Below are 20,675 nucleotides of genomic sequence, written 5' to 3'. Positions count from 1 at the left end.
AAAGAATGCGCAATATTTTAATGACCGTTATGATGCTGGTTGTCGTGATTTTGCTGTTCAATAACATTATCACGAAGGATACGACAGGAACGAGCAGTCAAATTACGTCGCAGGGCGAAGCCGCAAATACGAAAATCAGCCAAATGCTGCCTAGCAGATAGGCTTGCTGGAGGTGTAGGATGAGAAGCATCCTAATGACACTGCTGCTCCTTATCGTCGTCATTGTCATCTATACGAACGTTATGGAAGGGGAGCGCGGAATGAACAAAAGCTTGAGCGATTCCGGTGACGCAATCGGGGGCTACATCCGGCAACTAAGTCCATGAAAAGCATACTCGTATTTGTCTTATTCGCCGCAACGATGTGCTGGATGATGTTCTCGCCGATTTATCGCCATGTTCTCGTTGTCAGACAAGCTGTCTTGCAGCAGGAGACCGATTATTTGCTGGAGGTTGGAGCAAGCGGAAGCTATGGTTATATCGATACGGACATGATCGACCAGTCCCGAAGCAGGCTCGCAAGCTTCGGAATGCGGCCGGAGGCGGTGGAGTATGCAGTAAGCTCTGACAACGGGCTTGGAGCAACGAATCCGGCTGCGCCGCTTCCCCGGGGGAGCGGGCTGCGTCTGACGATGAGCTATCCGTATGAAAATTTATTTCAAATCGACCGGTTAATTGGTCTGGCTCCTGTAGATGAGAATGCGAGAATGAGAGCTTTCGGAATTAAAATGAGCGAGTATGTACCTTAGAAAGGGGCAATCGTTAATTGTACAAGCTGCTGCTGTTGACGTTAATGGTAACGGTGTGGATGACGCTTCATTTGCAGCAGACGGATGAGGAAGCGGCTATGAAGCTTTTGTATCAAGGGAAGCGGGCTGTCAATCGCGCTGCACATGCCGCGGCTCTCCAGCTTGACCGGCAGGCTTTGTCCGAAGGGATTATTCGCATTGACGAAGCTGCGGCTAGAGCCGCAGCTTCATCTTATTTGGCGGCAAATCTGCAGCTAAGCGCGAATGATTGGAAGCCGCTGCCGAACTCTCCGCTCCGCGAGCCAATTGAGCTTCTCGTATTTCAAATTATTGATGAAGGCGTAAGCTTTCCATACGTTTATCGTAACGACGAATACGATTATGAAGCTACGCTGCGCAGCCCCGGGGTCATTCTTATTATTCGAATGGAGCATCCTCGAATTTTCACGGCTACTCCGCCGATCGGCTGGGAGATTAAAGGCGTTGCGGAGCAGGTGATTGGATAGTTTTTTAGTAACCATAGGTTAACGAAGCAGGTTCGCTATTTGCGATATTGCTCCGTTGCAGTAGTTTTAGTTACTCATAGGTTAACGGCTAATTACGGGCGCTTCACTGAATTGCGAACCATTCTTCGCTGTTGGCGAACCTAGCTTCTCGGATAGCGAAATTTGGTTTGCTGTTGGCCGTTCATGCGCAGGATTGAGGCGGAATAGCGAAAGCAGGTTCGCTAGAGAACGAACCTGCTTATCCTCGAACGAAATTACCTTCGCAAATTAGCGAAGGTGATTCGTTGTAGTTCTAGTCATTCTCGAATAACGAAGCAGATTCGCTATTTGCGATATCGCTCCGTTGCAGTAGTTCTAGTTACTCATAGGTTAACGAAGCAGGTTCGCTCTCTAGCGAACCTGCTTTCGCTAATCCGCCTCAATCCTGCGCATGAACGGCCAACAGCGAACTAAATTTCGCTATCCGAGAAGCTAGGTTCGCCAACAGCGAAGAATGGTTCGCAATTCAGTGAAACGACCGTAATTAGCCCCCCTCGAGCGAAATTACCTTCGCAAATTAGCGAAGGTAATTCGTTGTAGTTCTAGTCATTCTCGAATAACGAAGCAGATTCGCTATTTGCGATATCTCTTCCTTTGTAGTTCTAGTTACTATTGGTTTACGAAGCAGGTTCGCTCTCTAGCGAACCTGCTTTCGCTAATCCGCCTCATTCCTGTGCATGAACGGCCAACAGCGAACCAAATTTCGCTATTCGAGAAGCTAGGTTCACCAACAGCGAAGAACGGTTCGCAATTCTGTACAGCTCCCGCAATTAGCCCCCCTCGAACGAAATTACCTTCGCAAATTAGCGAAGGTGATTCGTTGTAGTTCTAGTCATTATCGAATAACGAAGAAGATTCGCTATTTGCGATATCGCTCCGTTGCAGTAGTTCTAGTTACTCATAGGTTAACGAAGCAGGTTCGTTCTCTAGCGAACCTGCTTTCGCTATTCCGCCTCATTCCTGCGCATGTACGACCAACAGCGAACCAAATTTCGCTATCCGAGAAGCTAGGTTCACCAACAGCGAAGAATGGTTCGCAATTCAGTGAAGCGACCGTAATTAGCCCCCCTCGAGCGAAATTACCTTCGCAAATTAGCGAAGGTAATTCGTTTTAGTTCTAGTCATTCTCGAATAACGAAGCAGATTCGCTATTTGCGATATCTCTTCCTTTGTATTTCTAGTTACTATTGGTTAATGAAGGAGGTTCGCTCTCCAGCGAACCTGCTTTCGCTATTCCTTCTCATTCCTGCGCATGTGCGACCAACAGCGAACCAATCAGAAGTCCGCATGCAAGGAAGAGGCTTATGGAAGGTTGACGAAGCTGACGATTATTGATGTAATAAGCGTAAGCTTCCTGTTCAATTTTTACTACAATAAGGGAGTATTCATTAGGCTTTGGAGTTGAGAAAATGATCGATCAATTACAGGATGTCCCTTCATCTGTAGTGTTTGAGCGAATTTCCCGCTTACAGGGAGAACTTCAGTCGGGCGGCATGGACGGTATGCTGTTATCTCAAAATATCGATTTATATTATTTTACAGGCTCCATGCAGACGGGATATGCGTTTATTCCTGCACAGGGGGAACCGATCTTTTATGTTAAAAGAAGTATAGAGCGCGCCAAGCAAGAAACAGGGGTTACGGTTAAAGAACTGGGTGCTTTCCGTCAGTTCAGGGAAACACTTGCGCATGATTATCCGGGAATGTTCAGTTCGGGTCAAGCGCTGCGAATAGCTGCCGACCTCGATGTCCTCCCTGCGCAAACGTACTTAAAGCTGGCAGAGCTGCTGGCTGGCCCGGATGGCAATGTGAAGCTGCTGGATGGATCGGCCTTGATCCGCAAGCTTAGAATGATTAAGTCGGCGATTGAAGTGGGGCGGATTGAAGCGGCTGCTAAAGCGGTAGACGAAGCGCTGACAGAATCGCTGAACGACTTGCATGAGGAAATGTCGGAGCTGAGCTGGATAGCCCGAATTGAATATGAATTGCGGATACGCGGGCATATCGGTCTCATGCGGATGCGCGGCTACAATCAAGAGATTGCGACCGGCATGCTAATAGCTGGTGCGGCGGGGGCTATGCCGAGTTATTTTGACGGTCCCGCAGGCGGGTTGGGACTTGGTGCGGCATCACCGACAAGTGTCAGCCGCAGCCTCATCCGGCGAAACGAGCCCATCCTGCTCGATATCGGCTGCTGTATCGACGGTTATATAATCGATCAGACGAGAACTGCCGTTATCGGAGAGCTTCCGGAGAAGCTGACATTCGCTTACGAGACATCGGAGGCGATTTTGCGCGAGGCTGAGAAACGAATGATTCCCGGAACCGTATGTTCGGCGTTGTATACGCATTCGCTGGAGCAAGCGCTGTCGGCCGGACTGTCCGCTCATTTCATGGGCTACGGAGCCGATCAGGCAAAGTTTCTCGGCCATGGAATCGGGCTGGAGATTGACGAATGGCCGGTGCTGGCGAAAGGCTTCGATATCCCGCTGCAGCCCGGAATGGTTATCGCCGTAGAGCCTAAATTTACGTTTCCGGGACAAGGTGTAGTAGGCATCGAGAACAGTTACCTGATAACAGATGAATCGCCTCGGCCTCTGACACGTACTAAAGAGGAATTAATTAAATTGCCCTAGAGGAGTGCTTGCCGGAATGAATCGTCCTTTAAGCAAAAGATTGGACCATGATTATATTACCGTGTACCGCATCAGTTCATTAATTACCCACGCGATCGGCTATGCGCTGGTTATCGCGTACACGGCATTGGCCGGATCTAAGGGGTGGACGTTTCTTCCGGCTTGGATTGCATTAGCCGTTGTAACGTTATCGGCCGTTTGGTTTACCTGGTTTATTCCGTTATGGAAGTATCGCAGCTTTCAGTATGAATTGTTTGATGAGGAGCTGGAACTCTCTTCCGGCATTATTTTTAAGAAAAATGTGCTTATTCCAATGGTTCGGGTTCAGCATGTGGAGCTGGAAAGCGGCCCGCTTATGCGGAAATATAAGCTGGCAAGCGTAAAGGTGGTAACGGCGGCAACGACCCATGAGATTAGCGGTCTGAAGCAGGAGGAAGCTTCCGAGTTGAAGCAGCAGATTGGCCTGCTGGCGAAGGTGGATGATCAGGATGAGTGACCGCCGTAAGCTGCACCCGGTTTACATGCTGTTTGCTCTGCTGCAGACCGTCAAAGGCTTTCTCCCAGTAATTATTATTACATTGCTGAGGGGGACAAAGCTCTCCCAGTTGAACCCTTATTGGTATATGGGAATCGGAGTTGTCATCCTGCTGCTTCTGGTGTATGGCTACTATGATTGGCGCAGGTTCAGTTATGTGCTGGAGCATGATCGTATCGTTATCCAGAAAGGCGTATTATTTCGCGATGAGAAAACAATTTATTTCTCGCGCATCCACTCCGTTAATGTGGAGCAGCCGTTAATTCAGCGTCTGTTAGGCGTTGCTCAGCTGAATATCGAAACGCCGGGCGGCAGCAAGAAGGCAGAAGGCGTATTGTCGGCCTTGTCGGCAAAAGATGCGGAGAAGCTTCGGACACAGCTGCTTGGTAGCAGCGGGAAAGCTTCCGTAGCAGAAACAGCTCAGGTTGTTGATGCTTCAGCCGAATCAGCAACCCCTCTGGTGCAGGAGACTGCGGAAGTGAAGCCGGCAGTTGACGTTCCCGAAGAAGAGGGAGCTCATTACCGTCTGAAGGGCGGGCAATTGCTTATGGCGGGGCTGACGTCAATGAACTTCGGGCTCGTAGTGGCTTTCGTTGCCGGGTTAATTTCGTTCGCGGATGATTTTATCCGGTTTATTGTTCCAGATCATTTTTATGAAAATATTGCCCAGGAATCCAAAAGCCTTATGGCTGACTATTTGAGCCTTATATTGGTTGCGGCCGGCGCTCTTTTGCTGGCGTGGCTCCTTTCAAGCGTACTGTTTCTCGTTAAGTTTGCGGGCTTTGAGGTTCGCATGGAGGGCAAGAGGGTAGCGGTATCCTACGGTCTGCTGGATAAAAAAACGCATGTGTTCGATCCGCGCAAAGTGCAGGCGGTCATCATCGAGGAAAACTTGCTGCAGCAAATGGCTGGCTATGCCAAGATTAAATTGCAGGTCATATCTTCAGATAAAAATGAACGGCTTGTCCTTCATCCTTTCATAGCGCTTGGGAGTCTTCAGGAGGTGCTGGGCAGTTATGTGCCGCATCTGAAAGTGCAAAAGGCGGATACGCCAGCTCCAAAACGGGCTCTTCTCTACTATATGAGAGGTGAATTGATCATTACAGCTATCTTAAGTGCGGTCTTGATCTACTTTTTCAAAGGCCTCGGGATGCTGTCGCTGATCCTGTTCCCAATTATCGCTTATTGGTGCTGGACCCGCTATAAGACGGCCGGAATAGGGCTTGAAAACGGACAGCTGACATTGCGCAAACGGTACCTGTCCCGCATCACTTATTACATCCGCAGGCCGCAAATTGTCGTCATGAATGTAAGACGAACGAGATGGCAGCAGCGCAAGCGGCTTTACTCGCTATCTGTGAATGCTTTGGGCAGCGAGACGGAATACAGTGTGAGTTGTTTGGATCAGGCTGCCGTTGAACCTGTATGGGAATGGTACAGCCGGGATCGAAAATAAAGAAATGGCGGTGCTTGGGAGATGATCCCGGGCATCGCCATTTTTTGTAAGGTCATTTTCGCATGGAATAATCTCTAGGCTATGCCAATCAAAATGTAAAAGTGCAGGTTGACTGCAGCTTTTTCACCCATATCGGGGCTCAAAATGCAAAAGTGCAGGTTGAATCGCCAAAATGGGGTCTAGAAGGCGGAAAAGAAGGATTTCAAATGTATTTTTACATTTTGATAGCGATTTTAGGCCTTTTGAGGCGAATCAAAATGTACATATGCATTTTGATCCTCATAACAATCTGGCAAGAGCCCAAATTTTGCAGATTATCTTGCAGCAAAAAGATGCCTGTTATATTATATGTATAACAGATGTAACAAAAAGAGCAAAAGAGGCGCCAATATGATGATTGAACTGGATTTGCAATCGGAAATTCCTATTTATACGCAGCTTATGGATCAGATCATCGAGGGAATTGCCAGCGGAAGACTGGAGCCGGGAGAGTCGCTCCCTTCGGTAAGAAGCTTGGCTTCCGACATCGGGATCAATTTGCATACGGTCAACAAAGCTTACACCTTGCTCAAGCAGGAAGGCTTCATTCAGATTCACCGCAAAAAAGGCGTCATCGTCGTGCAGAAGAATGAGATGCCGCAGGTGACGGAGCAGTATTTAGCGAAGCTGGGCCAGCAATTAAGACCGGTCGTGGCAGAATCGCTTTGCCGGGGATTAAGCCAGGAGCAGCTGACTGGGATTATCACCCGGCTTTACAACGACATTCAATCACAAAATAAGGAGTGACAGGTATGCAGGATTTCATCATTTTTATGCTGGCAGCTTACGTGCCCATGAATATTATTATGATTCTATCGCCTTTTCTCGCTAAAAGATCAATTCGATTTGGCGTTGCCATTCCAGAGCCTTACCTGAAGGATGCGAGCCTGGAGGCCGCCCGAAAAAATTACTTGCAATGGTCGGTCGTCGTCTCAATAGCGGGACTGCTTCTCTATATTGTCTTGCAACCGTGGCTGGGGGACGTACGCTTCGCAACCGCATTGTTGACTGCCATTCTGTTCTCGCTGCTGGGTCACTCCTTTTTGTATGTACGCAGCTACAGCCGGGTAAAGAAGCTGAAAGCCGATAACGGCTGGGAAATACAGGCGCCGCCGGCACAGAAAGTCGTCGTGGATATGTCTTTTCACAGACAGAAAACAAGATACTCGAATGCTTGGTTTTTGCTGCATTTCGCAATAGTTGCGGGAACTGCTATTTACTTGGCATTTAATTATGACTCGATTCCGGAGCAGATGGCGACACATTTTAATCTTCAAGGTGTAGCCGACGGCTTCTCAGCCAAAAGCTTAGCGACCGTCTTTGACATAAGCGTCATTCAATTGATTATGATCGGGATGTTCATAGGGATTAATTGGCAGATCTCGGAAACCAAACAGCAGATTGATCCGGCTAATCCGGAAGTATCGCGCCGCAATAGTATTAAGTTCCGCAGACTAAGCTCTCTATTGATGATCATCCTAGGGTTATTGATCGTCGTCTTGTTCTCCCTATTGAAGCTAGCCAGCGTACTGGAAGCGAGCAGCCGCTTTATCGGAGCGAGTACCACGTCGTTTATGATTATTCTTTTTGTTACGATTGCTATATTTATTGGTTTAATGGTTCGCGCGAAAAAAACAACGTTCTCCCACGAAACAACTGTTCTTCCGATGGACGCCGATCAGCATTGGAAGCTGGGTACTATTTATTACAATAAGTCTGACCCGGCGCTGTTTGTAGAGAAAAGGCATGGCATTGGTTACACGATCAATATGGGGAGTCCGCTGAGCTGGCTTATCATCACAGGGCTGGTTCTCATCATCGGACTCATTATTTTCCTTTCAAGCTTTGCTTCAAGCTAGAAATAACTGCAGCAAGAACTTAACGAGAGGAAGGGGATTAGAATGACTGAATCAACGTTGGAGCTGAGTAAACTGCTGCCGATCATCGCACCATTGTTTGTCATACAGCTTATATTGGTCATTGTTGCATTAGTAGCACTGGCAAAAGCGACTCGGACAAGAGGACCGAAATGGCTCTGGGTGCTCATTATCCTATTTGTTAATATCATTGGCCCTGTATTGTTCTTCGTAATCGGCAGGAGGAATGATTGATGAGCGCCTTGCTGAAAGTCGAACGTTTAACCAAAGCCTTTGGATCTACGCAGGCGGTTGCTGGCATTAGCTTTGAAATCGCTCCAGGGCGCTGCACAGCGCTTCTAGGTCCGAACGGTGCCGGGAAAACAACGACGATTCGCATGCTGGCAGGGTTATTGCAGCCTACAGGCGGAAAGCTGAGCTATGCCGGATTGAAGCCTGGACAAAGTCCTAATTCGCTGCTTGGCTACCTTCCGCAATCGCCATCCTTCTACGGCTGGATGACCGGCCGCGAATATGCCGTCTATGCGGGCCGTCTATGCGGCTTGTCCGCGGCCGAAGCGGGCAAGCAGGCTGATGCGCTGCTGGAGAGAGTAGGGCTTTCCGCCGCAGCCAAGCGTCCGATCAGCGGCTATTCCGGGGGAATGAAGCAGCGGCTTGGGTTGGCTCAAGCGCTCGTTCATAGACCGAAGCTGCTTATTCTGGATGAACCAGTATCCGCACTTGATCCGCTGGGCCGGCATGAGGTGCTGATGCTGCTGCGGGAATTGAAGCGGGAGACGACGGTGCTGTTCTCCACGCATGTACTCCATGACGCCGAACAGCTATGTGACGACGTTCTTATTATCCGGGGCGGTGAAATGGCTCTTCAAGGCTCCATAGAGGAGATTCGCAACAATCACCGAATGCCTGTCATCACGCTGCACACTGAGGGAGATCAACGCTCCATACAATGGTGCATGGCATACGAGGGCGCAGCTTATGTGAAGGAGCTGCGCAGAACCGACAAGGGGATGGAGCTTGTCGTAACCGATATGGAGCTGGCTAGACAGGAGCTGCTGGGGCAGCTCGCCAAGAACGGGATTCAGGTGGCCAAGCTGGAATTCGGCCATTCGACGCTGGAGGATTTGTTTATGAAGGTGGTGTCTGAATGAGCCAATGGACGATTATTTGGCGGAAAGAGCTGCTGGAGCTTGCCCGCAGCTATAAGCTGCTATGGCTCCCTTTGGTATTTCTTTTACTGGGGGTCAGCCAGCCGATCGTGACTTACTTTTTGCCTGATATTCTAGCGAATGCAGGCAATCTTCCAGAGGGTACCGTGATCGAGATGCCCAAGCCTCAAGGCGGCGAGGTGCTTGCGCAGACGCTGCAGCAATATGGCATGATCGGCAGTTTGATTATTGCTCTGGGCTTTATGGGAGCAGTGTCGGGCGAACGTGCCTCCGGAGCGGCTTCAATGATTCTTGTAAAGCCTGTCTCCCGAGCTGCTTATTTATTAGCCAAATGGACAGCGATGCTTGCGCTTGTATGGGGATCATTAGCTGTTGGCTACCTGGGCGCCTGGTATTATACCTCGCTGCTCATTGGAGAAGTCGATGCGGTACATGCTATACAAGCACTGCTCGTATTTGCGCTGTGGCTGTCGGTTATCGGCACGCTGACGGTAGCCGCGAGCGTATGGCTGCGAAGCGGGGCTGCTGCCGCCTTTACAGCTTTGGGAATTGCCATTCTTTTGTCGCTGACAGCCTCATTTCTTCCAAAACCGCTTGCCTGGAGCCCCGGGCAATTGCCGGGCTTGGCAAGCGGTTTTCTGCTGGATTCTATACCGGAAGCCGCAGGCCTCATTATCGCCTCAGGAGCCGTATTAACGGCAGCCGTCCTATACTTAGCTGTATGGCGGATGCGGCGGATGGAGCTTCCTTAGAAGCCGTATAAACAGACGATAATCTTAACTTCTATTACTCTATTGGACATGGCTATTATTTTTTAGTAGGATAATAGTTATAATTACCGGCTGATAGAGACTGGAGTGAAGACGATGCTGAAATTAGGGTCAAAGGTCGTCATAATCGCCGACCAATATGAACAAAATCTTCCCGTAGGGGAATATGGCTATATAATCGCTTATGACCGCAACGCCGATAACGTGTTTGACTACGTGCTGCGCGTGCCGGCGGCGAACCGGAATTTTCTCATTCCGGACGAGGATGTCGAGCTGGAAGAAGTGCTCATTCAAGAGGAAGTGGACCGCGTAGAGCGGGAGGCGCTGATTGATTATGCGCTTGCCACTTATAATGAGGAGCTGTTCAACCGGATCGTCAAGGGCGAGGAAGCGCAGGTTGAGGTAGAAAGCACAAGCAGCGAGAGCCAGAGCAAGGAAGATTTCATCCGGCAGGTTAACCTGAAGGCGTGGATTTAATTGTGTATGCTCCTTCCGATCATTCGGGGGGAGCTTTTGTTTGCCGTCGTTTTTTGCAAAAGAGTGCAGTACGACTACTTTGTGAAAATGCGAATCTAAGCTATAATGGGAAGAATGAAGTGAAGGATGGAAAGGGAGGATTATGCATTCCATGAGCATAACGTTGAAAGATGTCGAACATGTAGCCAACCTGGCGCGATTGGAGCTGTCCGAGCAAGAGAAGGAGCAGTTCACCGGCCAGCTTAATGCAATTCTGAAATATGCGGAAAAGCTGAACAGCCTGGATACCGAAGGCGTAGCGGCAACAAGCCATGTTCTGCCGATCACGAATGTGATGCGCGAAGACGTAACGAAAGAGTCGCTGCCAATCGAGAAAGTGCTGCTTAACGCACCTGATGAAGAAGACGGCCAGATTAAAGTACCGGCTGTATTGGAATAAAGAGCTTGGTTAATTGAAGGGAGGAGCTGCAGTTGGCACTGTTTGATCTGCGCCTGCAGGACGTACATAACAAACTGAATGACAAAGAAATTCAAGTATCCGAACTGGTGGATGCTTCTTACCGCCGCATTGCGGAGACGGATTCTTCCATTAAAGCATTTATTACGCTCGATGAGGAGAATGCCCGCCGTCAAGCTGCGGAGCTGGACAAGCAGCTTCAGGACGGCACGGAGCGGGGTCTGCTGTTCGGGCTTCCGGCCGGCATTAAGGACAATATCGTAACAGAAGGGCTGCTCACGACATGTGCGAGCCAATTTCTGAGCAACTATAATCCGATCTATGATGCGACAACAGTCGCAAAGCTGAAATCGGCGCAATCGGTAACGATTGGCAAGCTGAACATGGATGAATTCGCGATGGGCGGCTCGAATGAGAATTCAAGCTTTTACCCGACGCGCAATCCATGGAATACTGATTATGTGCCAGGCGGCTCCAGCGGCGGCTCTGCGGCATCGGTAGCTGCCGGTCAAGTGTATTTCTCGCTTGGCTCCGATACGGGCGGTTCAATTCGCCAGCCGGCTGCTTATTGCGGCATCGTGGGCTTGAAGCCAACCTATGGCCTCGTATCGCGTTATGGCCTCGTTGCATTCGCCTCGTCGCTGGACCAAATCGGGCCGCTGACGAAAAACGTCGAAGATTCCGCTTACGTTCTGCAAGCTATTGCAGGCTACGACGGCAAAGATTCGACGTCGGCTAATGTAAGCATTCCTGACTACACCAGCGCTTTGACTGGCGATGTGAAAGGCTTGAAAATCGGCGTAGCGAAGGAATATTTGGGCGAAGGCATCGATCCGGAAGTGAAGGAAGCGGTTCTGAACGCTCTGAAAGTATATGAAAGCCTGGGCGCTACCTGGGAAGAAGTATCGCTGCCGCATACCGAATATGCGATCGCGACCTATTATTTGCTCGCTTCATCGGAGGCTTCCTCCAACCTGGCCCGTTTCGACGGCGTTCGATATGGCGTGCGCGCCGACAATCCGGACAACCTGATCGATCTGTACCGCAAGTCCCGCAGCCAAGGCTTCGGACCGGAAGTGAAGCGCCGCATTATGCTTGGCACGTATGCGCTTAGCTCCGGCTACTACGACGCTTATTATTTGAAAGCGCAAAAAGTACGGACGCTGATCAAACAAGACTTTGACCAAGTATTCAGCAAGTTTGACGTCATTATGGGGCCGACAGCGCCAACGACAGCTTTCCGTATCGGAGAGCAGGTCGGCGATCCGCTGACGATGTACTTGAACGATATTTGTACGATCCCGGTCAGCCTTGCCGGCGTTCCGGCAATCAGCATTCCTTGCGGCAGCTCGAACGGCCTGCCAATCGGTCTGCAAATTATCGGCAAAGCCTTCGACGAATCGACCGTATTGCGCGCAGCGCACGCGTTCGAGCAGAACACCGAATTCCACCGCGGCCGTCCGCAGCTGGGATGAGAGGAGAATAACGATGTCTGAAGCGAATAAATACGAAACAGTAGTCGGACTTGAGGTTCACGTCGAGCTGCATACGAATAGTAAAATCTTCTGCGGCTGCTCGACTGCTTTTGGCGCTCCGGCTAATACACATACATGTCCCGTCTGCCTTGGACATCCCGGCGTTCTGCCGGTGTTGAACAAGCAAGCGGTGGAATACGCGATGAAAGCGGCTATGGCGCTGAACTGCCAAATTGCCGACATCAGCAAATTCGACCGTAAAAACTATTTCTACCCGGATTCCCCGAAGGCATACCAGATCTCGCAATTCGATCAGCCGATCGGTGAACATGGCTGGATCGACATCGAGGTCAATGGAGAGACGAAACGTATCGGCATTACTCGTCTGCATCTGGAAGAAGACGCAGGCAAGCTGACGCACGTAGACGGCGGCTATGCCTCGCTCGTCGATTTCAACCGTGTCGGTACGCCGCTCGTCGAGATTGTATCCGAGCCGGACATTCGTACGCCTGAGGAAGCGAAAGCTTACCTCGAGAAGCTGAAAGCCATTATGTTGTATTGCGAAGTGTCGGATGTGAAGATGGAAGAAGGAAGCCTTCGCTGTGATGCGAACATCAGCCTTCGTCCATACGGGCAAGAAAAGCTTGGCACGCGTGCCGAGCTGAAAAACATGAACTCCTTCCGCGGCGTTCAACGCGGCTTGGAGTATGAGCAGCTGCGTCAGGCCGAAGTGCTCGACAGCGGCGAGAAGGTTGTTCAGGAGACACGCCGCTGGGATGAAGCACAAGGCAAAACGCTGTCGATGCGGGGCAAAGAAGAGTCGCATGACTATCGCTACTTCCCGGACCCAGATTTGGTACAGCTTCATATTAGCCAAGAGTGGAAGGACAGCGTCCGCGCTTCGATTCCGGAGCTTCCGGATTCCCGCAAGGCTCGTTACACGAGTGAATACGGTCTGCCTTCCTACGATGCGGAAGTTATTACATCCTCGAAGAAGCTTGCTGATCTGTTCGAAGAGAGCCTTGCTCATACGAAGGATGCAAAAACTGTATCCAACTGGATCATGGGCGACCTGCTCGGTTATCTGAACGCCAACAACCAAGAGCTTGCCGATGTATTGATTACCGGCCAAGGCTTGGGAGAAATGATCGGTCTGCTTGAGAAGGGAACGATCAGCAACAAAATTGCCAAAACCGTGTTCAAAGCGATGCTGGAATCCGGCAAGCTGCCGCAGCAAATCGTTGAAGAGCAAGGGCTGGTGCAAATTAGCGATGAAGGCGCGATTTTAACGATCGTGGATCAGATCATCCAGGCTAACCCGCAATCGGTCGAAGATTTCCGGGCAGGCAAAGAGAAAGCGATCGGATTCCTTGTCGGTCAGATTATGAAAGAAACGAAAGGCAAGGCAAATCCGGGACTGGTTAACAAGCTGCTCCTCGAGCGGTTGAAATAGACAGCTTCCCCCATTCGCTTATTGCAATAGCGTTTCATCAAACTAGCGTCGTTCATCGTCATGATGAACGGCGCTGTTTTTTTGCCGGGAAGGAACGAGTTAGGCAACTGGGCGCATACAAATATGTTACAATAGGCTCAAATAGAAAGGTTGTCTGTGAAAATGGTGCATGCGGTCGCCAATCCCTGGTCGATTAACGAATATCATATTTTCCTCAGACTGCTCCTGGCACTGGTATTAGGCGGTTTGGTGGGGCTTGAACGTGAACAGTCCAATCATGCTGCGGGTCTCAGGACGAATATTCTCGTCTGTATCGGATCTTGCCTGCTGATGCTGCTGTCGATATACGGCTTCTCAGATTTCGTTAATGAGACGAATGTCAGGGTGGATCCGGCTCGTCTGGCCGCCGCGGTCATTACAGGCGTAGGCTTCCTCGGGGCCGGCACTATATTATACACAGGCAAATCGATTACCGGCTTAACGACAGCTGCTTCCTTATGGGTTGTGGCGGCGATTGGTCTTGCGATCGGGGCTGGCTTTTATTTCGCGGCAGCTTCTTCGACGATCTTGGTGTTGCTTACGCTATGGGCGTTCAACAAGCTGGAGAAGCGATACATTAGCGGGAAACGGGAATATTTGTTGAAAATACAGGCGGAGGAGCGTTCGGCCATAATTTTGACACTGAACGCGTTACTGGCCGAGCGGCAGATCGTCATTCGAAAGATGCTGCTGGAGGAGCTCGGTGAAGAAGCGGCAAGGCAGTTCATGCTTCATTTGTACGTAACTCTGCCGAAGTCTGAATCCATGCTTGCGCTGCTTGACCAAATTCAACATATGGAGGGAGTCCATTGCGTGAGCTCGGAGTAAAACGGCCGAAGAGCCGCTTGTTAGCCGCCGTGCTTGCTTTTATCCTTCCGGGCAGCGGGCACTTGTATGCGGGACGTTATGCGCGCGGCTTGCTGATTATGGCTGGCCTTATGGTGGACGTTGCGGCAATTATCCGATTGGCGGACGCAAACGGAGCTAGGCATTTGCTGTTCATTGTTTATTTGGCGCTAGCGGTGCCGGCCTTTTATTTCGTCAGTGTGTATGATGCTTTGCAAAGCGTCGAGCAACCTTCGGATAAGCCTTCCAGACTGACGATGGCGGGCGGTTTTTTACTGATGATTGGCGGCCTGCTGCTCGCGGTGCTTATTCGTCCCCCGGCCAGTCTCGTGCCTTGGATGAATGAGCTGGCGGATTACTCGGTTGGACCGCTGCTGGCTATAACGGCACTGATTTTAATTATTACATATTGGAAAGGGGCGGTGGATGTGTTTAAGCTAGGCCGCTTCACGTCAGCCGCAATTATTGTTGCAATTGGGTGCCTGTTATTGTCCGACCAATTGCAGAACCGGAATGATATTGCACTGCTGCTGCATTGGTGGCCCGCGGTTTTCGTATTGCTCGGGGCAGAAATCATTCTGTTCAGCATCTTCAATAGGAACAAAGAAAGAAGGCTGCGCTTTGATTTCGGTGGCGGCTTGCTAGCTGTCATTATTGCGGCAACGGCACTTGTGGTCACGCAATATTCGGAGCTGCCCTTTAAGTGGCTGGATCAATATGTCGAGCTGAAGGGAAGCGCGGATTACGGCGAGGAGAAAGGCTTTCGTTATACAAAAGAGCAAATCGTCATACCGTTAGAAGAGAGCGTTTCCGAAATGACGATTACGAACCCCAACGGGCATGTAACACTTCGTTCTGGTGATGTGAACAGCGTTCTTGTCGATACGGAGGTCTGGGTCGATACCGATGATCAGACGGAAGCCGGGCGAATTGCCGAGAAATCGAAGGTAGACGCCTCGGCTGATTCGGCTAAGCTGACCATTCAAGGGAATGGCGAGCCTTACGGAGCGAGCGGCGGCCGCAAGCCGCGTATTAACCTGATTGTGACGATGCCGCGGGAAGCGGCCGCACTGTCGCTCTCCGTCCATGTGACCAACGGGGAAGTGGACGTGGCAGGAGTGTCGGCTGAAGGAGGACTGCGGGTTAATAATGTCAGCGGTGATATCGATATATCGGATATCGAGGGCAATGTGGAGGCTTCCGGCATTTCCGGAAGCGTAAAGCTCACCGGCATTACAGGCTCAGTGAATGCAACAACTAAAAACGGCGCAGTAGACGTGTCCTCTGTATCAGGAGAACTGGCTGCGGCAACGATTAACGGAAGCGTTGCAGTCAAAGACGCTGGCGGAGCTGTCCAAGCCGAGACGAAAAATGGTAAAATCAGTATTAAAGAGGCGGCAGGATCCGTTAAAGCAGACACGTTGAATGGCGGGATTGAATTATCAAGCTCTGTCATCGGCGGTGATTGGGATGTGGACAGCTCGGTTGGCGAGATCAAGATCGAAGCGCCCGAAAACGGGGATTTTACTGTGTACGGCTCGGTTACATTCGGCAATATCGATACCGACTTTCCGTTCACCGTCAGCAAGAAAACGGTAAGAGGGACGGTAGGGGAGGGCACCTACCGGATTCAGATCAATGCGACCAACAGCATTTCGATCCATGCAATTGGGCTGCTCGCGAGCAGCGCTTTCATTGACAAATCATTTTGAATGAACGTACAATGGTTTTAACTACTTAGCAGAAAGGCGTGAGGGGAATGGGAGTAACCAGCGTGAGCCAGGCATTGGAACAGTTGAAGATGAATGGCGTCCGTATGACCCCGCAACGTCATGCCATATTGAGTTACTTGATGGATGCGACTTCGCACCCGACAGCGGACGAAATCTATAAAGCGCTGTCACCAAACTTTCCTAGTATGAGCGTGGCGACCATCTATAATAATTTGAGACTGTTTGTGGAAGCGGGCTTGGTCCGTGAATTGACCTACGGCGATGATTCCAGCCGCTTTGATGCGGATCTGTCGGATCATTATCATGCCATTTGCAAAGATTGCGGACAAATCGTCGATTTTCACTATCCACCTCTCCTCGAAGTGGAGCGGGCTGCGTCGAATATTACCGGTTTTGTTGTAGAAGGCCATCGTATGGAAATCTACGGCGTATGTTCAAGCTGCTTAACAAAGCAGACACCGGAGACTAGTTTAACGTAATTGTAACTGAATGCTTGCTAACTAACGTGCAAATCGCGGTAACTCCGGCTTTGCACGTTTTTTTATAAGAAGAATAACGGAATCATGAATTGGGAGTGTGAGCAATTGGAAGCGACGTACACCAGGGCGCCGCGCCGCCGAAAGGGCGGGGGTTTCTTGCTGTTCATGTTTGTAGTTGGAATGGTTGCTGTCATCGGCTGGATGCTGTATATGCGGTATATACCGAACAGCCAGTTCAAGGTGATGGATTATGAAGCGGAGCATCCAATCACGTTCGAGGGAGAAGTGCTGGCTGAAGGAGCTGTTATTGAAAATGATGAAGTAAAGCTCCCGTTCTCCATTCTTGCGCATGTGCTTGGATCGGATGAGCTTATCCGCTATGAACCCGATTCAAAGTCTATTATTATGACGACGGCGGATAAAGTGCTTCATATGAAGACGGACTCGTTGACGGCTACCGTCAATCAGAAGCCGTATAAGCTGGAGATGGCGGCTGAATTGAATGGCAAAAGCGTATATATCCCCCTTACACCGCTGAAGGAGCTGTATGGGCTGAAGGCGGAATATGAAGCGGATTCCGGCATTGTGGTATTGCTTAAGGCGGGCGAGAACATTCAACTGGCCCAAGCAGTCGGGAAAAAAGGTGAGGCGATCCGCACAGAGCCGACGATTCGGGCGCCTTATGTAGAACGAGTGCCGCAAGGCGGCAGCGTACGGATATGGGGAGAGCGTGACGGCTGGCTCTTCGTGCAAGGTCCGCAAGGACAAATTGGCTACATGGCCAAGAAGAGCGCTGCGTTAACGACGATCGAAACGATTCCGCTACCGAAGCAAGAGCCACCTTTTCAAGCGTGGAAGGTAATGGGCAGCAAGATTAATCTGGTCTGGGAAGCGGTATATGAGAAGAAGATCGACCCTTCCAAGATCAATGACATGCAGGGCGTTAATGTTGTAAGTCCAACGTGGTTTGAGTTAAAGGACGGCAAGGGAACGATAAAAGCGAAAGCAGACCCTGCTTATGTACGCTGGGCGCATAATCAAGGCATGCAGGTATGGGCGTTATTCAGCAACGGATTTGAGCCCGAGCGGACAACCCAAGCCCTCGCGAGCGTAGAGACGCGATTCTCGATGATTCAGCAGCTGCTGGCTTTTTCGCAGCTCTATGATCTGCAAGGCATTAATATTGATTTTGAAAATGTAAAAACGTCGGACAAGGCTAATCTGGTGCAATTTGTCCGGGAAATGACGCCTTTGCTGCATGAGCAAGGATTAGTCGTCTCTATAGACGTGACCCCTAAATCAAACAGTGAGATGTGGTCATTGTTTCTCGACCGGGCTTCACTTGGCAAAGTTGTCGACTATATGATGGTCATGGCCTATGACGAGCATTGGGCATCCAGTCCAAAGGCTGGCTCGGTCGCCTCGATTGGATGGACGGAGAACTCAATTGTTCGAATTTTGGAAGAGGACGGTGTTCCGGCCAGCAAGCTTGTGCTGAGTATGCCGCTTTACACCCGCATTTGGACCGAGAAAACGGATGGCGATGGAGCTAAGAAGGTCAGCTCGAAAGCCGTTGGGATGGAGCGGGTCAAGGAAATTGTAGCTGCGAAAAAGCTAAAGCCTGTATTTGATAAGGATGCGGGCCAGCATTATGTGGAATATACAGAGGACGATGCGCTGCAGCGCATATGGATTGAGGATGAAGTGTCGATTCAAGCGAGAATCGGGCTTGTCCGAAAATACGACTTGGCAGGCGCTGCTTCTTGGCAACGAGCATTTCAAACCCCTTCCATTTGGAAAACGATTGATGATGCGATCAGCAAACGGCCTTAATTATCGTTTATAAAAAAAGAAACACCCCCTTTACCGATTAAATCCGGCGAAGGGGGTGTTTGCTTTTTTCAATGGAGTGATTATTCTGCAGGAGCATGTGTGGCTTGCGCCGGATCGAGCGTAAGGATCGTTTTGCAATACATGCAGCGGTCGGTTTTGCCAAGCATTTTGGTCTGACGGTTGCATTCCGGACATTGGAGCATCGTTGCGCTTGTAGACATCATACCGGCCCAGAAATAGACCATGACGCTGATTAGCAGCGAGATCATGCCGATAACCATAAAGACGGCGGCGATGATCCTTCCGATTTGTCCCCACCAGATGATGCCTCCAGTGCCGACAATCATGACGCCCATGCCGACCAAAGTGAAGACGAGACCCCATAAACGAAACTCATTGATTTTGGCTGATTTGAAAAAAAACTTGTTCACGTTTTCCAATCCTCTCCATGACAATGTTCATATAAGAATTAGGACGGTTTTCTTACTGCGGAAGCAGGAAACCGGACCTGCCTTGTCGAAAAAGGTATACCCATAGACTATTATTATAGCTGAATCCTCTCGGATAAGCTATATGGAGGCAGAAGTGAAACATATCATAAAGCATTTCACACAAACTTTTCGCTCGCAGCCTGATGTCATCAGTCTTGCCGCTATCGAGAATCCATATCCATACAATCCCTTTATTGAAGGTTTGGACTTACTACTGCTGGTCATCAGAGAGCGCAATGGCGCCGCCGGAACCGAGCACATGCGGTTTGACGGGGAACGTATTCTAATTCGTACGATTGACTCGGACAGCATGCAGCAATGGATTTCCAGTGGAGAGCAGCGCAATTTGATTGAGTGGATTGTTCGGGGGGAGATCGTGTTGGATCGCGAGGGCTATCTGATGAATATTCGCGAACGCTTAATGTTATTTCCGGATACGATGAAGGAGCAGAAGCTGTTGATTGAGTTTGCCGGGTTTCTGCGCACGTATTTGCAGGCGAAGCATGAGCTGGAGAACAACAATATATTGGATGCATACAGCCATGTATTGTCGGCGCTTCATCACTGGGCGCACATTGTACTTATAGAAGAAGGACAACATCCGGAGCTGACGGTATGGAAGCAAATGCGCCTCGTTCATCCCGGAGTGTACAAGCTGTATGAGGAGCTGACCGTCAGTCATGAGACGATCCAGCAGCGTGTTGAATTAGTGATGCTTGCGTGCGAGTTTACGGTGATGAACAAAATGAAAGCTTGCTGCACGCTATTGTTCCGGCTGATGGCGGATAGAGAAGAGCCATGGAGCATCTTGGAGCTTCAATTGCATCCTTCTATAGAAGCGCTGCATGTTGATCTGTCTTTGCTAGTCCAAAAGCTTGTTAAGCGTTCATTGATCCGGGAGGTCGCTGTCGTGCCGGATAATGGTGATACGGAGGCGCTTGAGCTGCGGTATATGATGTAGAGGGAATGAAGGATAAGGCTCGTCAGCACCGTAGTGCTGCGGGCTTTTTTTGATGAGTTAAAAGCACTTTGAAAAAAGTTTTAAAAAAGGCTTGACTCAAATGAAAGTAATATGATAAATTAATACTCGCCGCTTTTGAAGCAGGCATTTAAGTTAATCGGCAAGCTGTACGGGGATTCAAGTAATAGTCGTACAGGGAACAGGTTATGAGGAAATATTCAATACATAATCAGCTTCTAAAAAAAATGTCGAAAGACGAAAAAAAATGCTTGCAATCAGATAGGCGACTGTGATATATTATAAAAGTCGCCGCTGAGAAAAAGTCGGTTGACACACAAAAGAAATTGTTCTTTGAAAACTGAACAACGAGCGAAACTGCCCTGTTAATTCTAACGAATTAATGGAAAAGCGATAAAACAAAGTAATGAGCTTTCAACTTTCTCGACTTTCAATTAACCGATTTACTCGGTCACTTGAAAGCTCGTATAATGGAGAGTTTGATCCTGGCTCAGGACGAACGCTGGCGGCGTGCCTAATACATGCAAGTCGAGCGGACTTGATGGAGTGCTTGCACTCCTGATGGTTAGCGGCGGACGGGTGAGTAACACGTGGGTAACCTGCCCATAAGACTGGGATAACATTCGGAAACGAATGCT

Annotated in this window: 22 protein-coding genes and 1 rRNA gene; 22 read left to right on the top strand and 1 reads right to left on the bottom strand. The window is 49.8% G+C overall.

Annotation, left to right across the window (positions count from 1 at the left end; all coding sequences use genetic code 11):
- Positions 1 to 5: 5 nt before the first annotated feature.
- The 20 genes from ACFVVF_RS24365 to ACFVVF_RS24270 all read left to right on the top strand — a co-directional run bounded on the left by ACFVVF_RS24365 (position 6) and on the right by ACFVVF_RS24270 (position 18,567).
- On the top strand, positions 6 to 161 hold the full coding sequence (locus ACFVVF_RS24365; protein WP_387815135.1) for a hypothetical protein: 156 nt from the start codon (positions 6 to 8) through the stop codon (positions 159 to 161).
- An 18-nt stretch (positions 162 to 179) separates the two neighbouring features.
- A complete protein-coding gene (locus ACFVVF_RS24360) occupies positions 180 to 326 on the top strand; it encodes a hypothetical protein (protein WP_188891282.1) in 147 nt (48 codons plus the stop codon).
- Positions 323 to 748 carry a hypothetical protein gene (locus ACFVVF_RS24355; protein WP_387815133.1) on the top strand — a complete coding sequence of 142 codons (426 nt, stop codon included), beginning with the start codon at positions 323 to 325 and terminating at the stop codon, positions 746 to 748. Before ACFVVF_RS24360 ends, ACFVVF_RS24355 begins: the two co-directional genes overlap by 4 nt.
- A gap of 17 nt (positions 749 to 765) precedes the next feature.
- The gene (locus tag ACFVVF_RS24350; protein WP_387815131.1) at positions 766 to 1,254 is read left to right on the top strand and encodes a hypothetical protein; all 489 of its coding nucleotides are present in this window, start codon (positions 766 to 768) and stop codon (positions 1,252 to 1,254) included.
- A 1,448-nt stretch (positions 1,255 to 2,702) separates the two neighbouring features.
- Positions 2,703 to 3,929 (top strand): M24 family metallopeptidase, encoded by a 1,227-nt coding sequence (locus ACFVVF_RS24345; RefSeq protein ID WP_387815129.1) that lies wholly within the window; start codon positions 2,703 to 2,705, stop codon positions 3,927 to 3,929.
- A 16-nt stretch (positions 3,930 to 3,945) separates the two neighbouring features.
- Complete coding sequence (locus tag ACFVVF_RS24340; RefSeq protein ID WP_387815127.1) at positions 3,946 to 4,425, top strand: PH domain-containing protein; 480 nt, start codon at positions 3,946 to 3,948, stop codon at positions 4,423 to 4,425.
- Positions 4,418 to 5,920 (top strand): PH domain-containing protein, encoded by a 1,503-nt coding sequence (locus ACFVVF_RS24335; RefSeq protein WP_387815125.1) that lies wholly within the window; start codon positions 4,418 to 4,420, stop codon positions 5,918 to 5,920. Before ACFVVF_RS24340 ends, ACFVVF_RS24335 begins: the two co-directional genes overlap by 8 nt.
- 390 nt (positions 5,921 to 6,310) lie before the next feature.
- Entirely contained in the window at positions 6,311 to 6,706 is a 396-nt protein-coding gene (locus ACFVVF_RS24330; protein WP_387815123.1) for a GntR family transcriptional regulator, read from the top strand.
- Positions 6,707 to 6,711: 5 nt separating this feature from the next.
- Entirely contained in the window at positions 6,712 to 7,818 is a 1,107-nt protein-coding gene (locus ACFVVF_RS24325) for a DUF1648 domain-containing protein (protein ID WP_387815121.1), read from the top strand.
- 42 nt (positions 7,819 to 7,860) lie between these two features.
- Positions 7,861 to 8,070, top strand: coding sequence for a PLD nuclease N-terminal domain-containing protein (locus ACFVVF_RS24320; RefSeq protein ID WP_387815119.1), 210 nt, complete (start codon positions 7,861 to 7,863; stop codon positions 8,068 to 8,070).
- Positions 8,070 to 8,987, top strand: coding sequence for an ABC transporter ATP-binding protein (locus ACFVVF_RS24315; protein ID WP_387815117.1), 918 nt, complete (start codon positions 8,070 to 8,072; stop codon positions 8,985 to 8,987). The genes ACFVVF_RS24320 and ACFVVF_RS24315 overlap by 1 nt, the downstream gene beginning before the upstream one ends.
- The gene (locus ACFVVF_RS24310) at positions 8,984 to 9,757 is read left to right on the top strand and encodes an ABC transporter permease (protein WP_387815115.1); all 774 of its coding nucleotides are present in this window, start codon (positions 8,984 to 8,986) and stop codon (positions 9,755 to 9,757) included. Before ACFVVF_RS24315 ends, ACFVVF_RS24310 begins: the two co-directional genes overlap by 4 nt.
- A 114-nt stretch (positions 9,758 to 9,871) precedes the next feature.
- Positions 9,872 to 10,252: a hypothetical protein gene (locus ACFVVF_RS24305; protein WP_042170466.1), complete on the top strand. Its 381-nt coding sequence runs from the start codon at positions 9,872 to 9,874 to the stop codon at positions 10,250 to 10,252.
- 151 nt (positions 10,253 to 10,403) lie between these two features.
- Positions 10,404 to 10,691 carry an Asp-tRNA(Asn)/Glu-tRNA(Gln) amidotransferase subunit GatC gene (gene gatC, locus ACFVVF_RS24300; protein ID WP_042170463.1) on the top strand — a complete coding sequence of 96 codons (288 nt, stop codon included), beginning with the start codon at positions 10,404 to 10,406 and terminating at the stop codon, positions 10,689 to 10,691.
- A 32-nt stretch (positions 10,692 to 10,723) separates the two neighbouring features.
- A complete protein-coding gene (gene gatA / locus ACFVVF_RS24295) occupies positions 10,724 to 12,184 on the top strand; it encodes an Asp-tRNA(Asn)/Glu-tRNA(Gln) amidotransferase subunit GatA (protein ID WP_387815112.1) in 1,461 nt (486 codons plus the stop codon).
- A gap of 13 nt (positions 12,185 to 12,197) precedes the next feature.
- A complete protein-coding gene (gene gatB / locus ACFVVF_RS24290) occupies positions 12,198 to 13,637 on the top strand; it encodes an Asp-tRNA(Asn)/Glu-tRNA(Gln) amidotransferase subunit GatB (protein WP_387815110.1) in 1,440 nt (479 codons plus the stop codon).
- A gap of 162 nt (positions 13,638 to 13,799) precedes the next feature.
- Complete coding sequence (locus tag ACFVVF_RS24285) at positions 13,800 to 14,504, top strand: MgtC/SapB family protein (protein ID WP_387815407.1); 705 nt, start codon at positions 13,800 to 13,802, stop codon at positions 14,502 to 14,504.
- Positions 14,486 to 16,234, top strand: coding sequence for a DUF6677 family protein (locus tag ACFVVF_RS24280; protein ID WP_387815108.1), 1,749 nt, complete (start codon positions 14,486 to 14,488; stop codon positions 16,232 to 16,234). Before ACFVVF_RS24285 ends, ACFVVF_RS24280 begins: the two co-directional genes overlap by 19 nt.
- Positions 16,235 to 16,281: 47 nt before the next feature.
- Positions 16,282 to 16,734, top strand: a complete 453-nt coding sequence (gene perR, locus ACFVVF_RS24275; protein ID WP_387815106.1) for a peroxide-responsive transcriptional repressor PerR — start codon at positions 16,282 to 16,284, stop codon at positions 16,732 to 16,734.
- Between the two features lie 84 nt (positions 16,735 to 16,818).
- Positions 16,819 to 18,567 (top strand): glycosyl hydrolase family 18 protein, encoded by a 1,749-nt coding sequence (locus tag ACFVVF_RS24270; protein ID WP_387815104.1) that lies wholly within the window; start codon positions 16,819 to 16,821, stop codon positions 18,565 to 18,567.
- Positions 18,568 to 18,647: 80 nt separating this feature from the next.
- On the opposite strand, the gene ACFVVF_RS24265 is transcribed toward ACFVVF_RS24270, so the two are convergent.
- On the bottom strand, positions 18,648 to 18,998 hold the full coding sequence (locus tag ACFVVF_RS24265) for a YgzB family protein (protein ID WP_387815103.1): 351 nt from the start codon (positions 18,996 to 18,998) through the stop codon (positions 18,648 to 18,650).
- Positions 18,999 to 19,152: 154 nt separating this feature from the next.
- On the opposite strand from ACFVVF_RS24265, the gene ACFVVF_RS24260 reads away from it, so the two are divergent.
- Both ACFVVF_RS24260 and ACFVVF_RS24255 read left to right on the top strand, forming a co-directional pair.
- A complete protein-coding gene (locus tag ACFVVF_RS24260) occupies positions 19,153 to 20,019 on the top strand; it encodes a nucleotidyltransferase-like protein (RefSeq protein ID WP_387815101.1) in 867 nt (288 codons plus the stop codon).
- A 485-nt stretch (positions 20,020 to 20,504) separates the two neighbouring features.
- Positions 20,505 to 20,675: ribosomal RNA gene (locus ACFVVF_RS24255) — 16S ribosomal RNA — on the top strand; the annotation flags it as partial.

The organism is Paenibacillus sp. NPDC058174 (genome assembly GCF_042883865.1).
GTDB lineage: Bacteria > Bacillota > Bacilli > Paenibacillales > Paenibacillaceae > Pristimantibacillus.
This window is presented reverse-complemented; position numbering and strand designations above follow the sequence as displayed.

Coding starts and splice junctions, on each gene's coding strand:
- ACFVVF_RS24365 (WP_387815135.1), top strand. CDS start 6: ATGCGCAATATTTTAATGACCGTTATGATGCTGGTTGTCGTGATTTTG.
- ACFVVF_RS24360 (WP_188891282.1), top strand. CDS start 180: ATGAGAAGCATCCTAATGACACTGCTGCTCCTTATCGTCGTCATTGTC.
- ACFVVF_RS24355 (WP_387815133.1), top strand. CDS start 323: ATGAAAAGCATACTCGTATTTGTCTTATTCGCCGCAACGATGTGCTGG.
- ACFVVF_RS24345 (WP_387815129.1), top strand. CDS start 2,703: ATGATCGATCAATTACAGGATGTCCCTTCATCTGTAGTGTTTGAGCGA.
- ACFVVF_RS24340 (WP_387815127.1), top strand. CDS start 3,946: ATGAATCGTCCTTTAAGCAAAAGATTGGACCATGATTATATTACCGTG.
- ACFVVF_RS24335 (WP_387815125.1), top strand. CDS start 4,418: ATGAGTGACCGCCGTAAGCTGCACCCGGTTTACATGCTGTTTGCTCTG.
- ACFVVF_RS24330 (WP_387815123.1), top strand. CDS start 6,311: ATGATGATTGAACTGGATTTGCAATCGGAAATTCCTATTTATACGCAG.
- ACFVVF_RS24325 (WP_387815121.1), top strand. CDS start 6,712: ATGCAGGATTTCATCATTTTTATGCTGGCAGCTTACGTGCCCATGAAT.
- ACFVVF_RS24320 (WP_387815119.1), top strand. CDS start 7,861: ATGACTGAATCAACGTTGGAGCTGAGTAAACTGCTGCCGATCATCGCA.
- ACFVVF_RS24315 (WP_387815117.1), top strand. CDS start 8,070: ATGAGCGCCTTGCTGAAAGTCGAACGTTTAACCAAAGCCTTTGGATCT.
- ACFVVF_RS24310 (WP_387815115.1), top strand. CDS start 8,984: ATGAGCCAATGGACGATTATTTGGCGGAAAGAGCTGCTGGAGCTTGCC.
- ACFVVF_RS24305 (WP_042170466.1), top strand. CDS start 9,872: ATGCTGAAATTAGGGTCAAAGGTCGTCATAATCGCCGACCAATATGAA.
- gatC (WP_042170463.1), top strand. CDS start 10,404: ATGAGCATAACGTTGAAAGATGTCGAACATGTAGCCAACCTGGCGCGA.
- gatB (WP_387815110.1), top strand. CDS start 12,198: ATGTCTGAAGCGAATAAATACGAAACAGTAGTCGGACTTGAGGTTCAC.
- ACFVVF_RS24285 (WP_387815407.1), top strand. CDS start 13,800: ATGGTGCATGCGGTCGCCAATCCCTGGTCGATTAACGAATATCATATT.
- perR (WP_387815106.1), top strand. CDS start 16,282: ATGGGAGTAACCAGCGTGAGCCAGGCATTGGAACAGTTGAAGATGAAT.
- ACFVVF_RS24270 (WP_387815104.1), top strand. CDS start 16,819: ATGAATTGGGAGTGTGAGCAATTGGAAGCGACGTACACCAGGGCGCCG.